Annotated in this window: 15 protein-coding genes; 6 read left to right on the top strand and 9 right to left on the bottom strand. The window is 61.9% G+C overall.

Annotated elements, in window-relative coordinates; genetic code table 11:
* Nucleotides 1–13 precede the first annotated feature (13 nt).
* Together argA and argE are read right to left on the bottom strand one after the other, a co-directional pair.
* Nucleotides 14–1,312, bottom strand: a complete 1,299-nt coding sequence (gene argA / locus ACIPL0_RS02075) for an amino-acid N-acetyltransferase (RefSeq protein WP_400594149.1) — start codon at nt 1,310–1,312, stop codon at nt 14–16.
* Nucleotides 1,313–1,467: 155 nt separating this feature from the next.
* Nucleotides 1,468–2,616, bottom strand: a complete 1,149-nt coding sequence (gene argE / locus ACIPL0_RS02080) for an acetylornithine deacetylase (protein ID WP_400594146.1) — start codon at nt 2,614–2,616, stop codon at nt 1,468–1,470.
* A 163-nt stretch (nt 2,617–2,779) separates the two neighbouring features.
* Between argE and ACIPL0_RS02085 the strand changes: the two genes are divergently transcribed.
* Entirely contained in the window at nt 2,780–4,147 is a 1,368-nt protein-coding gene (locus tag ACIPL0_RS02085) for an inorganic triphosphatase (RefSeq protein ID WP_400594143.1), read from the top strand.
* 173 nt (nt 4,148–4,320) lie between these two features.
* Here the strand turns inward: ACIPL0_RS02085 and ACIPL0_RS02090 are convergent, their stop codons facing one another.
* Complete coding sequence (locus tag ACIPL0_RS02090) at nt 4,321–4,791, bottom strand: Lrp/AsnC family transcriptional regulator (RefSeq protein ID WP_400594140.1); 471 nt, start codon at nt 4,789–4,791, stop codon at nt 4,321–4,323.
* A gap of 140 nt (nt 4,792–4,931) precedes the next feature.
* Between ACIPL0_RS02090 and ACIPL0_RS02095 the strand changes: the two genes are divergently transcribed.
* From ACIPL0_RS02095 to ACIPL0_RS02115, 5 genes are all read left to right on the top strand, one after another.
* A complete protein-coding gene (locus tag ACIPL0_RS02095) occupies nt 4,932–5,279 on the top strand; it encodes a hypothetical protein (protein ID WP_400594137.1) in 348 nt (115 codons plus the stop codon).
* A 112-nt stretch (nt 5,280–5,391) separates the two neighbouring features.
* Entirely contained in the window at nt 5,392–7,176 is a 1,785-nt protein-coding gene (locus tag ACIPL0_RS02100; protein WP_400594134.1) for a GspE/PulE family protein, read from the top strand.
* A gap of 250 nt (nt 7,177–7,426) precedes the next feature.
* Complete coding sequence (locus ACIPL0_RS02105) at nt 7,427–8,380, top strand: SPFH domain-containing protein (RefSeq protein WP_400594131.1); 954 nt, start codon at nt 7,427–7,429, stop codon at nt 8,378–8,380.
* Between the two features lie 3 nt (nt 8,381–8,383).
* Nucleotides 8,384–8,830 carry an NfeD family protein gene (locus ACIPL0_RS02110; protein ID WP_400594129.1) on the top strand — a complete coding sequence of 149 codons (447 nt, stop codon included), beginning with the start codon at nt 8,384–8,386 and terminating at the stop codon, nt 8,828–8,830.
* 180 nt (nt 8,831–9,010) lie between these two features.
* Nucleotides 9,011–9,328 carry a DUF2388 domain-containing protein gene (locus ACIPL0_RS02115; RefSeq protein WP_400594126.1) on the top strand — a complete coding sequence of 106 codons (318 nt, stop codon included), beginning with the start codon at nt 9,011–9,013 and terminating at the stop codon, nt 9,326–9,328.
* Nucleotides 9,329–9,479: 151 nt separating this feature from the next.
* Here the strand turns inward: ACIPL0_RS02115 and gcvP are convergent, their stop codons facing one another.
* From gcvP to ACIPL0_RS02145, 6 genes are all read right to left on the bottom strand, one after another.
* A complete protein-coding gene (gcvP, locus tag ACIPL0_RS02120) occupies nt 9,480–12,353 on the bottom strand; it encodes an aminomethyl-transferring glycine dehydrogenase (protein WP_400594124.1) in 2,874 nt (957 codons plus the stop codon).
* Nucleotides 12,354–12,655: 302 nt separating this feature from the next.
* Complete coding sequence (gcvH, locus tag ACIPL0_RS02125) at nt 12,656–13,039, bottom strand: glycine cleavage system protein GcvH (protein ID WP_400594122.1); 384 nt, start codon at nt 13,037–13,039, stop codon at nt 12,656–12,658.
* A 46-nt stretch (nt 13,040–13,085) separates the two neighbouring features.
* Entirely contained in the window at nt 13,086–14,168 is a 1,083-nt protein-coding gene (gene gcvT, locus ACIPL0_RS02130) for a glycine cleavage system aminomethyltransferase GcvT (RefSeq protein ID WP_400594119.1), read from the bottom strand.
* 155 nt (nt 14,169–14,323) lie between these two features.
* Nucleotides 14,324–15,940 carry an ABC transporter permease gene (locus ACIPL0_RS02135; protein ID WP_400594116.1) on the bottom strand — a complete coding sequence of 539 codons (1,617 nt, stop codon included), beginning with the start codon at nt 15,938–15,940 and terminating at the stop codon, nt 14,324–14,326.
* 187 nt (nt 15,941–16,127) lie between these two features.
* Nucleotides 16,128–17,129 (bottom strand): extracellular solute-binding protein, encoded by a 1,002-nt coding sequence (locus tag ACIPL0_RS02140; RefSeq protein ID WP_400594113.1) that lies wholly within the window; start codon nt 17,127–17,129, stop codon nt 16,128–16,130.
* A gap of 254 nt (nt 17,130–17,383) precedes the next feature.
* A complete protein-coding gene (locus ACIPL0_RS02145) occupies nt 17,384–18,607 on the bottom strand; it encodes a 2-octaprenyl-3-methyl-6-methoxy-1,4-benzoquinol hydroxylase (protein ID WP_400594110.1) in 1,224 nt (407 codons plus the stop codon).
* Nucleotides 18,608–18,610 lie beyond the last annotated feature (3 nt).

Consider the following 18,610-nt stretch of genomic DNA (forward strand, 5'->3'; position numbering starts at 1 on the left):
CGGTCGATGCCTTTCAGATTGCCTTCTCGAAAATCTTCGAGTTGCGCTGGTAGTTGTACAGCGAAGCCCGCGCGCTTGGCAGACGGTCGACGCTGCTCGGCTCGAAACCACGCTCACGGAACCAGTGCGCGGTGCGGGTGGTGAGGACGAACAGGGTTTTCAGGCCTTGGGCCCGCGCCCGCTCCTCGATGCGCTCTAGCAACTCATCGCCACGACCGCCGTGACGGTATTCCGGGTTGACCGCCAGACAGGCCAGCTCGCCGGCTTCGGAATCGGCAATCGGGTACAGCGCCGCACAGGCGATGATCAGCCCTTCGCGCTCGACCACACTGAACTGCTCGATTTCGCGCTCCAGCACTTCACGGGAGCGGCGCACCAGGATCCCCTGTTCTTCCAGCGGGGTGATCAGCTCGATCAGGCCACCGACATCACCAATCGACGCCTCGCGCACCAGTTCGAACTGTTCTTGCGCCACCAGCGTACCGCCACCGGCGCGGGTGAACAGCTCGGACAGCAGCGCGCCGTCTTCGGCATAACTGACGATGTGGCTGCGCGCGACTCCACCCCGGCACGCCTGGGCGGCAGCATCGAGCAATTCCGCCTGATAGTTGCTACCCAGGCGCTGCAAATGCCCCGGCACCTGCTGTGGCCGCAGTTCGCGGACCAGACGGCCCTGCTCGTCCATCAGGCCGGATTCGGCGCCGAACAGCAGCAGTTTTTCCGCCCCCAGATCGATGGCAGCGCGGGTGGCGACGTCTTCGCAGGCCAGGTTGAAGATTTCCCCGGTCGGCGAGTAACCCAGCGGCGACAGCAGCACGATGGAGCGCTCATCGAGCAGGCGGTTGATCCCCTTGCGGTCGATCCGCCGCACTTCTCCGGTGTGCTGGTAATCAACGCCCTCCAGCACGCCGATCGGGCGCGCTGTAACGAAGTTGCCGCTGGTCACGCGCAAGCGCGAGCCCTGCATCGGTGAGGCGGCCATGTCCATCGACAGCCGGGCTTCGATGGCGATGCGCAGATGACCCACCGCATCGATCACGCATTCCAGCGTCGCCGCGTCGGTGACGCGCATGTCGCGATGGAAGTGCGGCGTCAGGCCACGGGACGCCAGGCGGCTTTCGATCTGCGGGCGCGATCCGTGCACCAGCACCAGACGCACGCCGAGACTGTGCAGCAGCACCAGGTCGTGGACGATGTTGCCGAAATTCGGATGTTCAATGCCATCGCCGGGCAGCATGACGATAAAGGTGCAATCCCGGTGGGCATTGATGTAGGGAGACGCGTGGCGGAGCCAATTGACGTAATCGGGCATATCCAGAAGAGCCTGTGTAAACAGTGGACGAAGGGTAAACGCTCAAAGCGGCATGAGCTTTATCGTCGAAACAGGCATCGCAACACGCGCACTCTCCTTCTTCTGGGTGGGTTTTGGGTGGGTTTGGGCTGTAGCGCCGACCCACGCGACGGCATTTACGGGGTAGCCAGGCAGTAATGTTCGATCAATTGACGTAACAGACGCACTGTAGGCTGCAAACGTGACATTTCCAGATACTCGCCCGGTTGATGCGCACAAGCGATGTCACCCGGTCCCAGCACGATGGTTTCGCAGCCAAGGCGCTGAAGATAAGGCGCTTCGGTACCAAATGCCACCGCTTCGGCCACATGACCGGTCAGACGCTCGGCCACGCGCACCAGTTCCGCGTCGGCGCTTTGTTCAAAAGGTGCCACTTCGGAGAACAACGGCGCGTAATCGATCTGCACCTGGTGCAACTCGGCCAGCGGCTGCAGCTTCTGACGAATGGCGGAGCGCAGCATTTCCGGGTCCATGCCCGGCAACGGCCGCAGGTCGAATTCCAGCGAACACTGCCCGCAGATGCGGTTGGGGTTGTCGCCACCGTGGATGCAACCGAAATTCATGGTCGGTTGCGGCACGCTGAACTGCGGGTTGCGATATTGCTCCTGCCACTGGCGGCGCAGGCCCTTGAGCTCACCGATGGCGTCGTACATCGCTTCCAGTGCGCTATGCCCCAGCCGGGGATCCGACGAATGGCCGCTGCGCCCGAGGATCTCGATGCGCTCCATCATCACGCCCTTGTGCAGGCGGATCGGCTTGAGGCCGGTCGGCTCGCCGATCACTGCAGCACGGCCCAGTGGCGCACCGGCAGCGGCCAGCGCCTTGGCACCGGACATCGAGCTTTCTTCGTCGCAGGTCGCCAGCACGATCAACGGCTGCTTGAACGGTTGGTCGAGCAATTCACGCACCGCTTCGATGATCAGCGCGAAAAAACCCTTCATGTCGCAACTGCCGAGCCCGACCCAACTGCCGTCGACTTCGGTCAGTTTGAGCGGATCGGTTTTCCACAAGGCATCGTCGTACGGCACGGTGTCGCTGTGCCCCGCCAGCACCAACCCGCCCGGGCCACTGCCGTACGTGGCGATCAGGTTGAATTTGCCGGGGCTCACCTGCTGGATATCGCAGGCAAAACCCAGGTCGCCCAGCCAGCCGGCCAGCAGGTCAATGACCGCGCGGTTGGACTGATCCAGCGCCGGCTGGGTGCAACTGACCGACGGCGCGGCAATCAGCGCCGCGAACTGCTCTTTCATGGACGGCAACGGCATAAGCGACTCCTTGGCTACGACACGCCAGCCATCATAGGGTGATTGCTGCGCGGGAATAAACTGTCACGGCGGTTGTCCTGTACACTGCACGACCCACGCTGCCGTGTCGATTCCGGCAGTGTTCCCCCCGTTTATCAGCGATAGAGCGCCTGGATTCCCGGCCATGCAGAAAGAAACCGAAATCAAACTCCGCGTCAGCCGCGAAACCCTCACCGCCTTGCGCGAGCACCCGTTGCTGAAAAAACGCAACAAAAGTGGCTGGGAGCGGCTGGAGCTGTTCAATCAGTACTTCGACACCCCGGAGCGCGAGCTGGCAAACGCCAAAGTGGCCCTGCGCCTGCGCCGCGACGGCGATGCGATCATCCAGACCCTCAAGACCCGTGGTCAGAGCGTGGCCGGCCTGTCCGAGCGCAACGAATACAACTGGGATCTGGCCAAGGCCAAGCTGGATGTGAAGAAGCTCGACGGTGATTGCTGGCCCGAGCAACTGGCGGATCTGGACAAGAAAACCATCAAGCCGGTTTTCACCACGGATTTCGTCCGTGAAAAGGCAGAAATCGCCTGGGGCCGCGGCAAGGCCAAAGTGGTCATCGAGGCCGCTCTGGACCTGGGCAAAGTCATTGCTGGCAAGCAGGAAGAAGAAATCTGCGAGCTGGAGCTGGAACTGCGCGAAGGCGAACCGGCCGCGCTGCTGGAGCTGGCCGCCGAACTGGCGGAAAAACTGCCGCTGATGCCATGTGACATCAGCAAGGCCGAGCGCGGCTACCGCCTGTTCGACGCCGGCAGTTATTCGATCAAGCTGCCGCAACCGGAGCTGACCGCCGAGACCTCTCTGGATGAAGCCTTCACCGCACTGGCCTGGTACCTGCTGGGCAGCAGCCAGCGGCTGGCCGAGCAGTATCGCTTCAACGGTCACTGGAGCCTGCTGCAGGACTGGGTCGAGATGCTTGCCGAACTGCGCGCACTGACCGGCAGCCTCGGTCAGGCCGCTCCGCGCGCCACCACCCACGACCTGCGCGCCGTGCTCGATACCCTGCTGGAAGACTGGCGCACGCTGGTCCAGGCTGGCCAGGAAGACGCCGACGTGCGCGCTGCGGCCCACGAACAGTTCATCGAAGAGCTGCAGGACACCCGGTGGGGCCTGTTCTCGCTGACCACCTCGCGCTGGCTGATGGAGCGCCGCTGGACGGTTGACCGCAATAATCGCGGCAACCGCTTGGGCAACGCGATGCTCAGCAGCTGGATGCCACGCTTCCTCGGCGACGAGGCCACCGCGTTGAAACTGGAGCGCTATCAGCAGCAGCCAGAAGATCTGGCCGAGCAACTGCCGCGCATCGAGCGGATCCAGGTCTGGCTGCACCATGCCCGCCACACCCTGGACCTGCCAGAGCTGGATCGCCTGTACGGCGAGCTGAACAAGCTTGAGCAACTGGCGCATCTGGACATCAGCGACGAAGTGCTCGAAGCCCGCTTCCAGCAGACCGTCACCGTGCTGCAAAGCCGGGCGTGGAAGATGTTGCTGAAGATCTAAGATTTACGCGCCCGTTGTAGGAGCGCGCTTGCCCGCGATGGCGGTGTGTCTGTGACGAATCTATGCCTGACACGCCGTAATCGCTGTAGGAGTGAGCTTGCTCGCGGTGACGGTCTGTCAGGCACCGATGTGGTGTCTGATCAGGCGCATCGCGAGCAAGCTCACTCCTACAATCACTTCGTCATCGGCAAACTCGTCGTCGATTTGATCTCCGACAGCGCCACCGTCGAGTTCACCTCCTGAATCCCCGGCACCAGCGACAGCTTCTCGAAGAAGAATCGCTCATACGCCTCGATGTCCGGCGTGACGATGCGCAGCAGAAAATCCACCGAGCCCATCAGCACATAACACTCCAGCACCTCCGGAAAACCGCGAATCGCTTCGGTGAATTCGGTGAAGTTGGAGCGGCCGTGGGCGTTGAGTTTCACCTCGGCAAAGATCTGCGTGTTCAGACCGATCTTCTTGCGGTCCAGCAGGGTCACTTGCCGACGGATCACCCCTTCATCCTTGAGTCGCTGAATCCTGCGCCAGCACGGCGATTGGGAAAGTCCGACCTGCTCGGCGATCTGCGCACTGGACAGCGAGGCGTCCTCCTGCAGCAGTGCCAGAATGCGGCGGTCATAGGCGTCCAGCTCGATCGACATAAATAATTCTCGATATGTATTTACTGCACATAAACAATTCGAAAACAGCTTATCTCATCTGAATTTGGACCAGAAATTTCCCGACGGCCATGTAAAGCTTTCTTCCAGCCCAAACCCTCGTGGAAACCGGAGAGCCCAGCATGCCGCACCTCGAAACCGTCAACAGCACGCCCTTGCGTGGCGATGTCTGGTCGACCGCCAACCGGCCCTGCCGGTCGCGTTATCAGATCCTCGCCGAAGCCCAGCCAGACCTGATCTGTCGGGTGCTGAACCTGTTCGCGATGCAATACCTGATCCCGCAGCAGGTCAGCGTGTTGCAGCAGGAGGGCATGTTGATGCTGGAGATCGAAGTCGGCGAGATGAGCTGGCATCGCGCACAGACCATTGGTCAAAAAATGCGCAATCTGGTCGATGTCTGCTCGGTCGAGCTGGAACCCATCGACGATTTGCACGTCCTATCCGGGCCCGTCTCACTCGCTGTCGGTTGAGTGCGCCGAAAATATTGGCAACGCTTCACTACCTGCAGGACGCAACAACTGGCACGCTTGGGACTACTCTTGCTTACCCGTGAAGTAAGCCGTCTCACCCGAAGGAGCCTGCATGTCCGTCCTTGCCTCATCTGCCCAGGACCGCTGGCTGGATCTGAATGAAGTACTGCGCGACCTGATCGCGCAGGGTTATCTGGAGCAGGACAACGCCGACTACGCGCTGACCCTGCGCCGTACTGCGCAAAACCTGCAAACCCACCCGCTGGAATTCATCGCTGCGCAGCAGTTCGACAACCTCAAGCGGCCGGGCCGCAAGCTCGATCTGGAAACCCTGACCGCCTGGCTGGCCGAACAGGCCGGGCAGCCGTACATGCGCATCGATCCGCTGAAGATCAACGTCGCCGCCGTCACGCCGCTGATGTCCTATGCCTTCGCCCAGCGCCACAAGATCCTCGCCGTGGCCGTGGATCGCGACGCCGTGACCATCGCCAGCGCGCAGCCGTTCGTGAAGGCCTGGGAAGCGGACCTGATGCACGTGCTGAAAATGCCGATCAAGCGCGTGGTCGCCAACCCGGCCGACATCCAGAAACTGGCGGTGGAGTTCTACCGGCTGGCCAAATCGGTCAGCGGTGCAAGCGCCACCGACCAGAAAATCAGCGGCGTCGGCAACTTCGAGCAACTGCTCAAGCTGGGCGCCAGCGATCAGGAGCCGGACGCCAACGACGCGCACATCGTCAACATCGTCGACTGGCTGTTTCAGTACGCCTATCAGCAACGCGCCAGTGACATTCACATCGAACCCCGCCGTGAAGCCGGCACCGTGCGTTTCCGCATCGACGGCGTGTTGCACAACGTCTATCAGTTCCCGCCCCAAGTCACCATGGCGGTCACCAGTCGCCTGAAAAGTCTGGGCCGGATGAACGTTGCCGAAAAACGCAAACCCCAGGACGGCCGGGTCAAGACCAAGACGCCCGATGGCGGTGAAGTGGAGTTGCGCCTGTCGACGCTGCCGACCGCGTTCGGCGAAAAGATGGTGATGCGGATCTTCGACCCGGAAGTGCTGCTCAAGGATTTCGACCAACTGGGTTTTTCCGGCGACGACCTGCGCCGCTGGGAGGGCATGACCTGCCAGCCCAACGGCATCATTCTGGTGACCGGGCCGACCGGCTCCGGCAAGACCACCACGCTGTACACCACCCTGAAAAAGCTGGCGACCTCCGAGGTCAATCTGTGCACCATCGAAGACCCGATCGAAATGGTCGAACCGGCCTTCAACCAGATGCAGGTGCAGCACAACATCGACCTGACCTTCGCCAGCGGCGTGCGCGCGCTGATGCGTCAGGACCCGGACATCATCATGATCGGCGAGATCCGCGACCTGGAGACCGCCGAAATGGCGATTCAGGCGGCGCTCACCGGCCACCTGGTGCTGTCGACCCTGCACACCAACGATGCACCCAGCGCGATCAGCCGCCTGCTGGAGCTGGGCGTGCCGCACTATCTGCTCAAGGCGACAATTCTCGGTGTCATGGCCCAACGACTGGTCCGCACTCTGTGCCCGCACTGCAAGGCGCCGATGGAGATGGACGAAGTCGACTGGCAGACCCTGACTCGCCCGTGGCAAGCGCCGGTGCCCGCTGGCGCGCAGCGTGCGGTGGGCTGCGCCGAATGCCGCGACACGGGCTACCGTGGCCGTGCCGGGGTGTACGAAATCATGCTGATGTCCGATGCCGTGAAAACCCTGATCACCGCCGACCTCGACCTCACCGCGCTACGCCGCCAGGCCTTCAAGGACGGCATGCGCAGCCTGCGCCTGTCCGGGGCGCAGAAAGTCGCGGCAGGACTGACTACGCTTGAGGAAGTACTGCGGGTGACACCGCAGAGCGAGCAGCGCTGAATCGCTACCTGCACGAGACCTGTGGGAGGGAGCCCCGCTCGCGAATGCGCCAGATCAGACACCACGATGTTGACTGACACGACGCCTTCGCGAACAGGGCTCCCTCCCACGGACACCCGCCATCCGATGGGATAGCGGGGCACCACATCAATCAATATCGACAGGATGTGTTTTCGCTCACGGCACTTCGAGCGCGGCCGCTAGAATCGGCCTCTCCGGATTTTTCGACTCACATCAACAGGGACAGGTTATGCAAATCGGTAGTGTGGTTTTACTGTTCGTCGCCTTGGCCATTGCCATCGTGTTCATGGGCTTCAAGGTCGTGCCGCAGGGCTATCAGTGGACGGTCGAGCGCTTCGGTCGTTACACCAATACGCTCAAGCCGGGCCTGAACATCATCGTGCCGGTGATGGACCGCATCGGGCACAAGGTCAACATGATGGAAACCGTGCTGGACATCCCGCCGCAGGAAGTCATCACCTCCGACAACGCGACCGTGCAGATCGATGCGGTGTGTTTCTATCAGGTCATCAATTGCGCGCAGGCGGCCTATGAGGTCAACAACCTGCAGCACGCCATTCGCAACCTCCTGCAGACCAACATCCGTACCGTGCTCGGCTCGATGGAACTGGACGCCATGCTCAGCCAGCGCGACGGCATCAACGAACGCCTGTTGCGCATCGTCGACGAAGCCACCGCGCCGTGGGGCATCAAGATCACCCGTATCGAGATCAAGGACATCAGCCCGCCCGCCGATCTGATGGCGGCCATGTCCGGGCAGATGAAAGCCGAACGGATCAAGCGTGCGCAGATTCTTGAAGCCGAAGGCCTTCGTGCGTCGGCGATTCTCACCGCCGAAGGCAAGAAGCAGGCGCAGATCCTCGAAGCCGAGGGTGAACGCCAGGCCGCATTCCTGGAGTCCGAAGCCCGCGAACGTCAGGCCGAAGCCGAAGCCCGTGCGACCCAGGTGGTGTCCGAAGCCATCGCGGCCGGCGACGTGCAGGCCATCAACTATTTCGTCGCGCAGAAGTACATCGACGCGCTGGGCAAACTGTCGTCGGCCAACAACAGCAAGGTCATCCTGATGCCGCTGGAAGCCAGCCAGATGATCGGTGCGGTGGGCGGCATCGGTGAAATCGTCAAGGCCACCTTCGACAAGGGAACTCCCGACAAGAACAGGCCTGAACCCGGCAAGCGAGTCTGAGCCATGTGGGATTACCTGCAAAACCTGTCGTTCTGGGACTGGCTGGGGCTGGGCACGGTGCTGTTGATCCTTGAGGTATTCGGCGCCGGCGGCTACTTGCTGTGGATCGGCGTCGCGGCAGCCGGCGTCGGCATCCTCACTTACATCATTCCCGGCATGGCGTGGGAGGTGCAGTTTCTGCTGTTCGCCACGCTGTCGGTGCTCACCGCCCTGTACTGGTGGCGGCGCCAGCGAAGCGTATTGCGCAAGTCCGACCAGCCGGGTCTGAACATGCGAGGTTCGGAGCTGATCGGGCGGACGTTTCTGGTCCACGACGCGATTGTCGGCGGGCGCGGCAAGATCAAGGTCGGCGACGGTGTATGGATGGTGACGGGGCCGGATACGCCCGTAGGCAATCAAGTCCGGGTGATTGCGCAGGACGGGGCTATTCTGAAAGTCGAGACTGTCTGATCTTTCGCTGTAGCAGTCCGGCTTGCCGGCAGATGAGGAAGATCAGCAGCAACGCACTCGACGGACGCCTCTCCCGCAAACCGGACACTCTCGCCGACATGTAATCCGGCGCAGATGGAACTAGATCGACAGTGGACGTATCAAATCATTTCAGAACAACCACAGTCGGAGTAACCCGTCATGCGTCTGAAAATTGCTGTAGCCACGTTAGCTTTGCTCTCTCTGCCGGTCGGTTCAGCAATGGCCGACGGCTTCCTGCGCGACATCATTTCGTCGGGCGCCACCACAGGCTCCACCTACCTGACCTTCCGTCACCACAAACTGATCGTCGCCGCGCAGGATGATGCCGGCAGCTTCGTAGCCAGCAATGGCGCCATTCGTGGCCCGTATCTGGAAGCGGCCATGAACCAGCTGCGCCAGGACAACCCTGGCCTGAAAGCGTCGGACATGGATCTTGCCAACGCGATCCTGGCGAAGAATCTGGTTGCTGAGGAATAAGCGCCTACAGGACTGTAGGAGTGAGCTTGCTCGCGATTACGATTTGTCGGTGACGCCGTAGTTCGATTTGCTGACGTCATCGCGAGCAAGCTCACTCCTACAAGCAAGCGCGCCGGTAACAGTCATCGCGGGCAAGCGCGCTCCTACAGTTCTAGCGATAATCCTCCACCGGCACGCACGCGCAGAACAGGTTGCGGTCGCCATGCACGTTGTCGACACGGTTCACGGTCGGCCAGTATTTGTGCAGGCGGGTATGCGCTGTCGGCGCAATGGCTTCGGCAATGCTGTAAGGCCGGTCCCACTCTCCAAGCACATCGGCCAGCGTATGCGGCGCCCGTTTCAGCGGGTTGTCTTCGGCAGGCCAGACGCCCTTCTGCACCTGGGTGATTTCCGCGCGAATGTTCAGCATCGCTTCGATGAAGCGGTCCAGTTCAGCCTTGGACTCACTCTCGGTCGGCTCGATCATCAAGGTACCCGGCACCGGGAATGACATGGTCGGCGCATGAAAGCCGTAATCCATCAGGCGCTTGGCGACGTCTTCTTCACTGATTCCGGTATCCGCCTTGATTGGCCGCAGATCGATGATGCACTCGTGGGCGACGCGGTCGTTGCGCCCGGTGTACAGCACCGGAAACGCGCCGGTCAGCTGCTGCGCGAGATAATTGGCAGACAGAATCGCTACTTCACTGGCATCGGCCAACTGCGGGCCCATCATGGCGATGTACATCCAGCTGATCGGCAGAATGCTCGCGCTGCCCCAAGGCGCCGCGCTGACGGCAGTATTGCCGGGCTGCGGGCCGTCCAGCGGCACCACAGGATGATTGGCCACGAACGGCGCCAGATGCGCACGCACGCCAATCGGCCCCATGCCCGGACCACCGCCGCCATGGGGAATGCAAAAGGTCTTGTGCAAGTTCATGTGCGAGACATCGGCGCCGATGTCCGCCGGCCGGGCCAGACCCACCTGGGCATTGAGGTTGGCGCCGTCCATGTACACCTGACCGCCGTGTTTGTGGATAACCTCGCAGATGTCGCGGATACCCTCTTCGTACACGCCATGGGTCGACGGATAAGTCGCCATCAGGCACGACAGTTTGTCGCCCGCCGCCTGCGCCTTGGCTTTCAAGTCCTCCAGATCGACGTTGCCGGCATCGTCGCATTCGACGATCACCACACGCATGCCGGCCATCTGCGCCGAGGCCGGATTGGTGCCGTGGGCGGACGACGGAATCAGGCAAATGTCGCGCTGCCCCTGCTTTCGGCTCTCATGGTATTTGTGGATCGCCAGCAGCCCGGCGTATTCACCTTGAGCGCCAGAGTTGGGCTGCATGCAGATAGCATCAAAGCCGGTGATCGCGCACAGCCAGGTTTCCAGTTCGTCGATCATGGCCTTGTAACCGGTCGCCTGCTCCACCGGCGCGAACGGGTGCAGGTTGGCAAACGCCGGCCAGGTGATCGGGATCATCTCGCTGCTGGCGTTGAGTTTCATGGTGCAGGAGCCCAGCGGGATCATTGACTGATTGAGCGCCAGATCCTTGTTTTCCAGCTGTTTGAGGTAGCGCAGCATCTCGGTTTCGCTGTGATGGGTGCTGAATACCGGATGGCTCAGGAACGGCGAGCTGCGCTCCAGGCCGGCAGGAATCCCCGCCTGCAGGGTTTGCCCGTCCAGATCGTCGACACTCAGGCCGTGATTGGCGCCGCAGAAGATATCCAGCAACTTGTCGACGGTGCGTTCGTCGCAGCTTTCGTCGAGGCTCACCCCGAGCCTGCCATCACCGAAGATCCGCAGATTGAAATGCGCGTCGCTGGCGCTTTCCAGAATGGCGCCCTGCGCGCCGCCGACATCGAGGGTCAGGGTGTCGAAGAAGTGTTGGTTGAGACGTTTGATGCCTTTGCGTTCAAGGCCGACAGCCAGAATGGTGGTCAGCCGGTGGACGCGCCCGGCAATGCGCTTGAGCCCTTCCGGGCCGTGATAAACCGCATAAAACGCGGCAATGTTGGCCAGCAGCACCTGCGCCGTGCAGATGTTCGAATTGGCTTTCTCGCGGCGAATGTGTTGCTCGCGGGTCTGCAACGCCATGCGCAATGCGACGTTGCCCCGTGCGTCCTTCGACACGCCGATGATGCGTCCGGGAATGCCGCGCTTGAACTCCTCGCGGCAGGCGAAATACGCCGCGTGGGGGCCACCGTAGCCCATCGGCACGCCAAAGCGCTGGGACGAGCCGAGCACGACATCGGCGCCCATTTCACCGGGCGGCGTCAGTAGCACCAGACTCAGCAAGTCAGCGGCAATGCAGGCCAGCGCCTGTTGCGCGTGCAGTTGCTCGATCAGCGGTCGCAGGTCGCGAATCTCGCCGTGGGTGTCCGGGTACTGCAACAACGCGCCGAACACTTGGTGGCTGGCGAGGTTATCCACAGGACCGATCACCAGCTCGAAGCCGAAACCTTCCGCACGGGTCTGCACCACGGAAATCGTCTGTGGATGACAGTTTTCATCGACGAAGAACGTGTTGCTCCTGGATTTGGCGATCCGTTTGGCGAGTGCCATGGCTTCGGCCGCTGCGGTCGCTTCATCGAGCAGCGACGCATTGGCCATGGCAAGGCCGGTCAGGTCGATGGTCATCTGCTGGAAATTGAGCAGCGCTTCGAGGCGGCCCTGGGCGATTTCCGGCTGATAGGGCGTGTACGCGGTGTACCAGCCGGGGTTTTCCAGCACGTTGCGCAGAATGACATTGGGCGTGACGGTGCCGTGGTAGCCCATGCCGATCAGGCTGGTCCACTGCTGATTGCGCTCGGCATAACCGCGCAGCTTGCTCAAGGCAGCTTCTTCGCTGAGGGCTTCGGGCAGATCCAGCGGGCGATTGAGGCGGATGGCGGGCGGGACGGTCTGTTCGATCAGTTCGGTCCGGCTGGCCAGACCCAGGGTATCGAGCATCGCCTGTTGTTCGGCGGCATCGGGGCCGAGGTGGCGACGCAGGAAGGCATTCGGGTCGTGCAACTGGCGCAGGGATGGCGACGTAGACATGACGGCCTCTCTCTTATTGGACGACTAAAGCCGCGACGGGCGGGGCTTATTGAGTCTAGAGAGGGATTGGCGAATGTGTGGAGAATGTGTCTTTTGCAGGAACTGTAGGAGCTGGCTTGTCCTGCGACCGGCTGCGGAGCAGTCGTAAAACCGGAAAATGCGCTGCCACAGGCAGACCGCACTCTCAGGATTTACTGCCGCTTCGCGCCAGGTCGCAGGGCGAGCCAGCTCCTACAAAGGGCTGCCAGCAAGCCGGCTTCTACAGAACGTATGGACCGGCGTGACATGCGCCGGGCGGCAGATTACTCGCCGATGCTAGCCTTGTAACCCGCAGCATCCAGCAGTTTGGCCAGATCGGCGTCGGCGCTGCTTGGCTTGACCTTGAAGATCCAGGAGTCGTACGGCTTGTCGTTGAGCGATTCGGGAGTGTCGGCGAGCGCCTCGTTGACCTCGACCACCTCACCGCCTACTGGCGAGTAGATGTCGGAAGCGGCCTTCACCGATTCGACCACGCCAGCCGCGTCGCCAGCAGCGAACACCTTGCCGATCTCGGGCAATTCGACGAACACCACGTCACCCAACGCTTCCTGCGCGTGATCGGAAATACCGACAACGATCAGATCACCTTCTTTTTTCGCCCACTCATGACTTTCGGCAAAGCGCAGTTCGGCGGGAATATTGCTCATATTATTGTCCTCGACATCAGATCAGCGGAAAAACCCGCCACGGAGTTTAGATCAGGGCTTTGCCATGGCGCACAAAGGTTGGTTGCACCACGCGAACCGGGTACCACTTGCCGCGAATTTCCACTTCGGCACGGTCGGCGGTTGCCATCGGCACGCGGGCCAGGGCAATCGACTTGCTTAGCGTAGGAGAGAAACTACCACTGGTGATCTCACCTTCGCCAACTTCCGCTATCCGGACGACCTGATGGGCGCGCAGGACACCTCGCTCTTCAAGCACCAGCCCGACCAGACGCGATGCCACGCCTTTTTCGCGCTCGGCCTGCAATGCGGCACGGCCTATGAAATCGCGCTCTGTCGGGGTCCAGGTCACGGTCCAGGCCATATTGGACACCAAAGGTGACACCTGTTCGTCGATCTCCTGGCCGTACAGGTTCATGCCCGCTTCCAGACGCAGCGTGTCGCGGGCGCCAAGGCCGATCGGCGAAATGCCGGCGCCGACCATGTCGTTGAAGAACGGGCAGGCCTGATCGGCCGGCAGGATGATCTCCAGGCCGTCTTCGCCGGTATAGCCGGTGCGGGCGATGAACCAGTCGCCCTCTTGCTGGCCCTCGAACGGTCGCAGGGTATGGATCAGTTCGGCGCGTGTCTGGGTGACCAGCTCGGCAATCTTCTGCCGGGCGTGCGGGCCCTGGATCGCCAGCATGGCCAGCTCGGAGCGTTGGGTCAGCTGCACGTCGAAGCCGGCAAGATGAGCGTTCATCCAGGCCAGATCCTTCGCGCCGGTTGCCGCGTTGACCACCAGTCGATAACCGTCGTCAGTGCGGTAGACCACCATGTCGTCGATGATGCCGCCGTTGTCGTCGAGCATGGCGGTATAAAGCGCCCGGCCGACCTGTTGCAGCTTGTCGACGTCGTTAGCCAGCAGATGTTGCAGCCAGGCTTTGGCCCCAAGGCCGGATACATCGATAACGTGCATGTGCGACACGTCGAAAATGCCACAGTCGCGGCGTACCTGATGGTGTTCTTCTACTTGTGAGCCGTAATGCAACGGCATGTCCCAACCACCGAAATCAACCAGCTTCGCGCCAAGGGCGAGGTGCAGGTCAAAGAGGGGCGTACGCTGTCCCATGGGTTTCTCCTTCCGGGCGTGGCGAAGACGCGGTCCGTCGCAACCCAGGCAAGCCCCCCGTGAATAGGGGTCTGAAACCTCTGCGAGCTTGTGGAAATGTCTGACAGACCACGCCGATTGCGGCGCATTGTAGCCGCAAGGGTGTGACCCCGCACCTAGCCAATCGGTCGCGCCGAGCGTCTGATCAGGCCAATTACCGGTAGTAAACCGACAAGCACCAGTGTCAGTGCCGGTAATGCGGCACGCGCCCACTCGCCTTCACTGGTCATCTCGAACACCCGGACGGCCAGCGTGTCCCAGCCAAACGGACGCATCAGCAGGGTCGCGGGCATCTCCTTGAGCACATCGACGAACACCAGAAGCGCTGCGCTGAGGGTGCCGGGAATCAGCAACGGCAGATAAATCCTGAAAAACAATCGTGGCCCGCTGACCCCAAGACTGCGGGCCGCTTCCGGTAACGAAGGACGAATCCGCGCCAGGCTGTTTTCCAGCGGCCCGTAGGCCACCGCGATGAAACGCACCAGATACGCCAGCACCAACGCCGCCAGACTGCCGAGCAACAATGGCTTGCCCGCGCCGCCCAGCCACGCCGACAGCGGCACCACCAGTTCGCGGTCCAGATAGCTGAAGGCGAGCATGATCGACACTGCCAGCACCGAGCCCGGCAAGGCATAGCCGATATTGGCCAGACTGACCCCGGAGCGAATCCCGTGAGTCGGCGCCAGACGCCGGGCGAACACCAGAATCATCGCCACGGCCACCGTCACCAGTGCCGCGATGCCACCCAGATACAACGTGTGCAGGATCAAACCGGTGTAACGCTCATCAAGATCGAAACGCCCGCGCTGCCAGACCCAGACCAGCAGTTGCAGCAGCGGAATCACGAACGCACAGGCGAACACCAGACCACACCAGCCACTGGCCGCAGCGGCCTTGATCCCGGTCAGGTGGTACAGCGCCTTGACCCGTGGCCGCTCGTTGCTCGGTCGGCTGGCCCCGCGAGCGCGGTGTTCGCCGTACAGCACCAGCATCACCGCCAACAGCAGCAGGCTCGCCAGTTGCGCCGCGCTGGACAGGCTGAAGAAGCCATACCAGGTCTTGTAGATGGCGGTGGTGAAGGTGTCGAAGTTGAACACCGAGACGGCGCCAAAGTCCGCCAGCGTCTCCATCAGCGCCAGCGCCACCCCGGCGCCGATGGCCGGACGTGCCATCGGCAAGCCCACGCGCCAGAACGCCTGCCACGGGGACTGACCGAGGATGCGCGCGGCTTCCATCAAACCTTTGCCCTGGGCGAGAAACGCCGTACGTGCCAGCAGGTAGACGTAGGGATAGAACACCAGCACCAGCACGGTGATGACCCCGCCCGTAGAGCGCACGCGAGGCAATCTGAAACCGTTGCCGAACCATTCGCGCAGCACGGTTTGCACAGGGCCTGCGAAGTCAAACAGGCCGACGAAAACGAACGCGAGCACGTACGCCGGAATGGCGAACGGCAGCATCAACGCCCAGTCCAGCCAGCGCCGCCCGGGAAACTCACACAACGCAGTCAGCCAGGCCAGACTGACACCCAACACCGTCACACCGATACCGACGCCGACTACCAACGTCAGGGTGTTGCCCAGCAAGCGCGTCATCTGGGTTTCCCACAAGTGGCTCCAGATTTCGTGGTCGATGGTTTGCCAGGAAAGCAGTAATACGCTCAGCGGCAACAGCACCAGTGCGGCGATGGCGAAGACCAGGGGATACCAGCGGCGCTGGGCGGGATGGGCCAAGAGAAGGGGTCTCAAGAAGCTGGATAAATAGAATTTAACGGTGTGGGAGCGAATTCATTCGCGATGCGGTGGTTCATCCGGCAAACATGTTGTGGATGTACCGGCCAATCGCGAATGAATTCGCTCCCACAGGATCGTCATTCCGCCGCCCGACGGGCATTGCATCGAACACCCGCAGGCATGCGCGTCAATTCCAGCCAGCACGATCCATCATGCGGATCGCTTCGGCTTGACGACGTCCGGCGATTTCCACTGGGATGGTGTCTGCCTTGAACGCGCCCCAGCTCGCCACTTCTTCGGAGGGCGACACTTTCGGGTTGGCCGGGAATTCCTGGTTGATGCCGGAGAAAATCGCCTGAGCATCCGGGCCGGTCATCCATTCGACCAGTGCCTTGGCGGCGTCCGCGTGCGGCGCGTATTTGGTCAGGCCGATGCCCGACAGGTTAACGTGTACGCCACGGTCCGCCTGATTCGGCCAGAACAGACGCACCGCCAGATCCGGGTTCTGCTTGTGCAGGCGGCCGTAGTAATAGGTGTTGACGATGCCGACGTCGCATTGCCCGGCATTGATCGCCTCCAGCACCGCGATGTCATCGGAGAACACGTCGGTGGACAGGTTGTTGACCCAGCCCTTGAGAATCTTCTCCGAAGCCTCGGCGCCGTGAGTTTCGATCAGCGTGGCGGTCAGCGACTGGTTGTAGACCTTCTTCGCCGTGCGCAGGCACAGGCGGCCTTCCCACTGCTTGTCGGCCAACGCTTCGTAAGTGGTCAGCTCTTCGGGCTTCACTCGGTCAGTCGAATAGGCAATGGTCCGCGCGCGCAGGCTCAAGCCGGTCCAGGCATGGGTCGAAGAACGGTATTGCGGCGGGATGTTGGCATCGATCACCGGCGAGGTGAACGGCTGCAGAATGCCCATCTGTTCGGCCTGCCAGAGGTTACCGGCGTCGACGGTGAGCAGCAGATCGGCCGTCGCGTTCTGCCCTTCGGCCTTGATGCGCTGCATCAACGGCGCTTCCTTGTCTGTGATGAACTTGATCTTCACGCCGGTCTTGGCCGTGTAGGCATCGAACACCGGTTTGATCAGTTCGTCGATTCGCGAGGAGTACACCACCACTTCGTCAGCGGCCTGGGCGGTGCTGCCGAGCACGGTCAATGCCAGGGCAGCCAGAAGACGCTTGCTCGCCTGCATGCTGAGATCTCAAGTCTGTGAAATGAGGCGAAATGGTAGTGAATCGCAACAACGAAATCCGCGCGGAGGCGTTACCAGATGTTGCAAGGCAAATCACAAAGATGAGCTGTGGGAGGGAGCCCTGCTCGCGAAGGCGTCAGGTCAGTCGATGCTATATCGCCTGATTCACCGCGTTCGCGAGCAGGGCTCCCTCCCACTGGGTTTTATGTTGACCGACAGATTTCGGCACACCCTTAACGGAAGAGCTAGCTCGCTCAGACCTTTGCCAACTCCGGCAAATCCCCGGTCAGCCCCAGTGCCTGGCGCACGAACATGGCCTTGGCTTCCGCCGATTGATCGACCATTTTCAAACCGGTGTTACGCAGCCAGCGCACCGGCAGCGGATCGGCCTGGAACAGCCGCTCGAACCCTTCCATTGCCGCCATCAAGGCCAGGTTGTGCGGCATGCGCCGACGCTCGTAGCGGCTCAGCACGCGTTCATCGGCCAGACGCTCGCCACGCTCGGCAGCCGCGTGCAGCACTTCGGCCAGCACCGCCGCATCGAGGAAGCCAAGGTTCACGCCCTGCCCGGCCAGCGGGTGAATGGTGTGAGCTGCATCGCCGATCAGCGCCAGTCCCTCAGCCACATAGCGCTTGGCATGACGCTGACGCAGCGGTACGCACAAACGCGGATCGGCGGAAATCACTTGGCCCAGACAGCCTTCGAACGCCTTCTCCAGTTCCCGGCAGAACGCTTCGTCATCCAGCTTCATCAGCCGCTCGGACTCGCCCGGCGTCACCGACCAGACAATCGAACACCAGTGCTCGCCTTCAGGGTGCGCAAGCGGCAGAAACGCCAGCGGGCCATCGTCGGTGAAGCGTTGCCAGGCAGTCTTGCGATGACTGTCGGCGGTGCGCACGCTGGTGACGATAGCGTGGTGCATGTAATCCCATTCGCGGGTCGCCGTGCCGGTCATGCGTCGCACGGTCGAGTTGGCGCCATCGGCGGCCACCACCAACGGCGCACGCAAGGTGCGGCCATCGGCCAGGGTCAGCAGCCAGTCATCGCCGGAGCGACGCATCTGCTCCAGCCGGGCATTGGCCAGCAGGCCGATGTCGCAATCGTGCAGGCGCTCGATCAGGGCATCCTGAACCACGCGGTTTTCGACGATATGGCCGAGCACGTCGGCATGCACGCTGGACGCGGAAAAGTGCACCTTGCCGGTCCCGCTGCCGTCCCACACGTGCATTTCGCCGTAAGCACAGGCACGCCGCGCGACAATCCCGTCCCACACCTGCAGGCGTTCGAGGATGCGCTGACTGGCAACCGACAGGGCACTGACTCGCGGCTCGAAAGCGGCGGTCTTGTCGAACGGCCTGACGCTCAACGGACTGCCGTCCACCAGCAGGATGTTCAGCCCGCTGTTTTGCAGGGCCAGCGCCAAGGCGCTACCGACCATTCCGGCTCCGACAATCAGCAGATCTGCGCGCGTTTCCATGCT

This window comes from Pseudomonas sp. NPDC090208, from assembly GCF_044746785.1.
GTDB lineage: Bacteria > Pseudomonadota > Gammaproteobacteria > Pseudomonadales > Pseudomonadaceae > Aquipseudomonas.

What these genes read in the sequence shown, in the direction of transcription:
- argA (WP_400594149.1), bottom strand. Translation starts at nt 1,312, where the DNA reads ATGCCCGATTACGTCAATTGGCTCCGCCACGCGTCTCCCTACATCAAT.
- argE (WP_400594146.1), bottom strand. Translation starts at nt 2,616, where the DNA reads ATGCCGTTGCCGTCCATGAAAGAGCAGTTCGCGGCGCTGATTGCCGCG.
- ACIPL0_RS02085 (WP_400594143.1), top strand. Translation starts at nt 2,780, where the DNA reads ATGCAGAAAGAAACCGAAATCAAACTCCGCGTCAGCCGCGAAACCCTC.
- ACIPL0_RS02090 (WP_400594140.1), bottom strand. Translation starts at nt 4,791, where the DNA reads ATGTCGATCGAGCTGGACGCCTATGACCGCCGCATTCTGGCACTGCTG.
- ACIPL0_RS02095 (WP_400594137.1), top strand. Translation starts at nt 4,932, where the DNA reads ATGCCGCACCTCGAAACCGTCAACAGCACGCCCTTGCGTGGCGATGTC.
- ACIPL0_RS02100 (WP_400594134.1), top strand. Translation starts at nt 5,392, where the DNA reads ATGTCCGTCCTTGCCTCATCTGCCCAGGACCGCTGGCTGGATCTGAAT.
- ACIPL0_RS02105 (WP_400594131.1), top strand. Translation starts at nt 7,427, where the DNA reads ATGCAAATCGGTAGTGTGGTTTTACTGTTCGTCGCCTTGGCCATTGCC.
- ACIPL0_RS02110 (WP_400594129.1), top strand. Translation starts at nt 8,384, where the DNA reads ATGTGGGATTACCTGCAAAACCTGTCGTTCTGGGACTGGCTGGGGCTG.
- ACIPL0_RS02115 (WP_400594126.1), top strand. Translation starts at nt 9,011, where the DNA reads ATGCGTCTGAAAATTGCTGTAGCCACGTTAGCTTTGCTCTCTCTGCCG.
- gcvP (WP_400594124.1), bottom strand. Translation starts at nt 12,353, where the DNA reads ATGTCTACGTCGCCATCCCTGCGCCAGTTGCACGACCCGAATGCCTTC.
- gcvH (WP_400594122.1), bottom strand. Translation starts at nt 13,039, where the DNA reads ATGAGCAATATTCCCGCCGAACTGCGCTTTGCCGAAAGTCATGAGTGG.
- gcvT (WP_400594119.1), bottom strand. Translation starts at nt 14,168, where the DNA reads ATGGGACAGCGTACGCCCCTCTTTGACCTGCACCTCGCCCTTGGCGCG.
- ACIPL0_RS02140 (WP_400594113.1), bottom strand. Translation starts at nt 17,129, where the DNA reads ATGCAGGCGAGCAAGCGTCTTCTGGCTGCCCTGGCATTGACCGTGCTC.
- ACIPL0_RS02145 (WP_400594110.1), bottom strand. Translation starts at nt 18,607, where the DNA reads ATGGAAACGCGCGCAGATCTGCTGATTGTCGGAGCCGGAATGGTCGGT.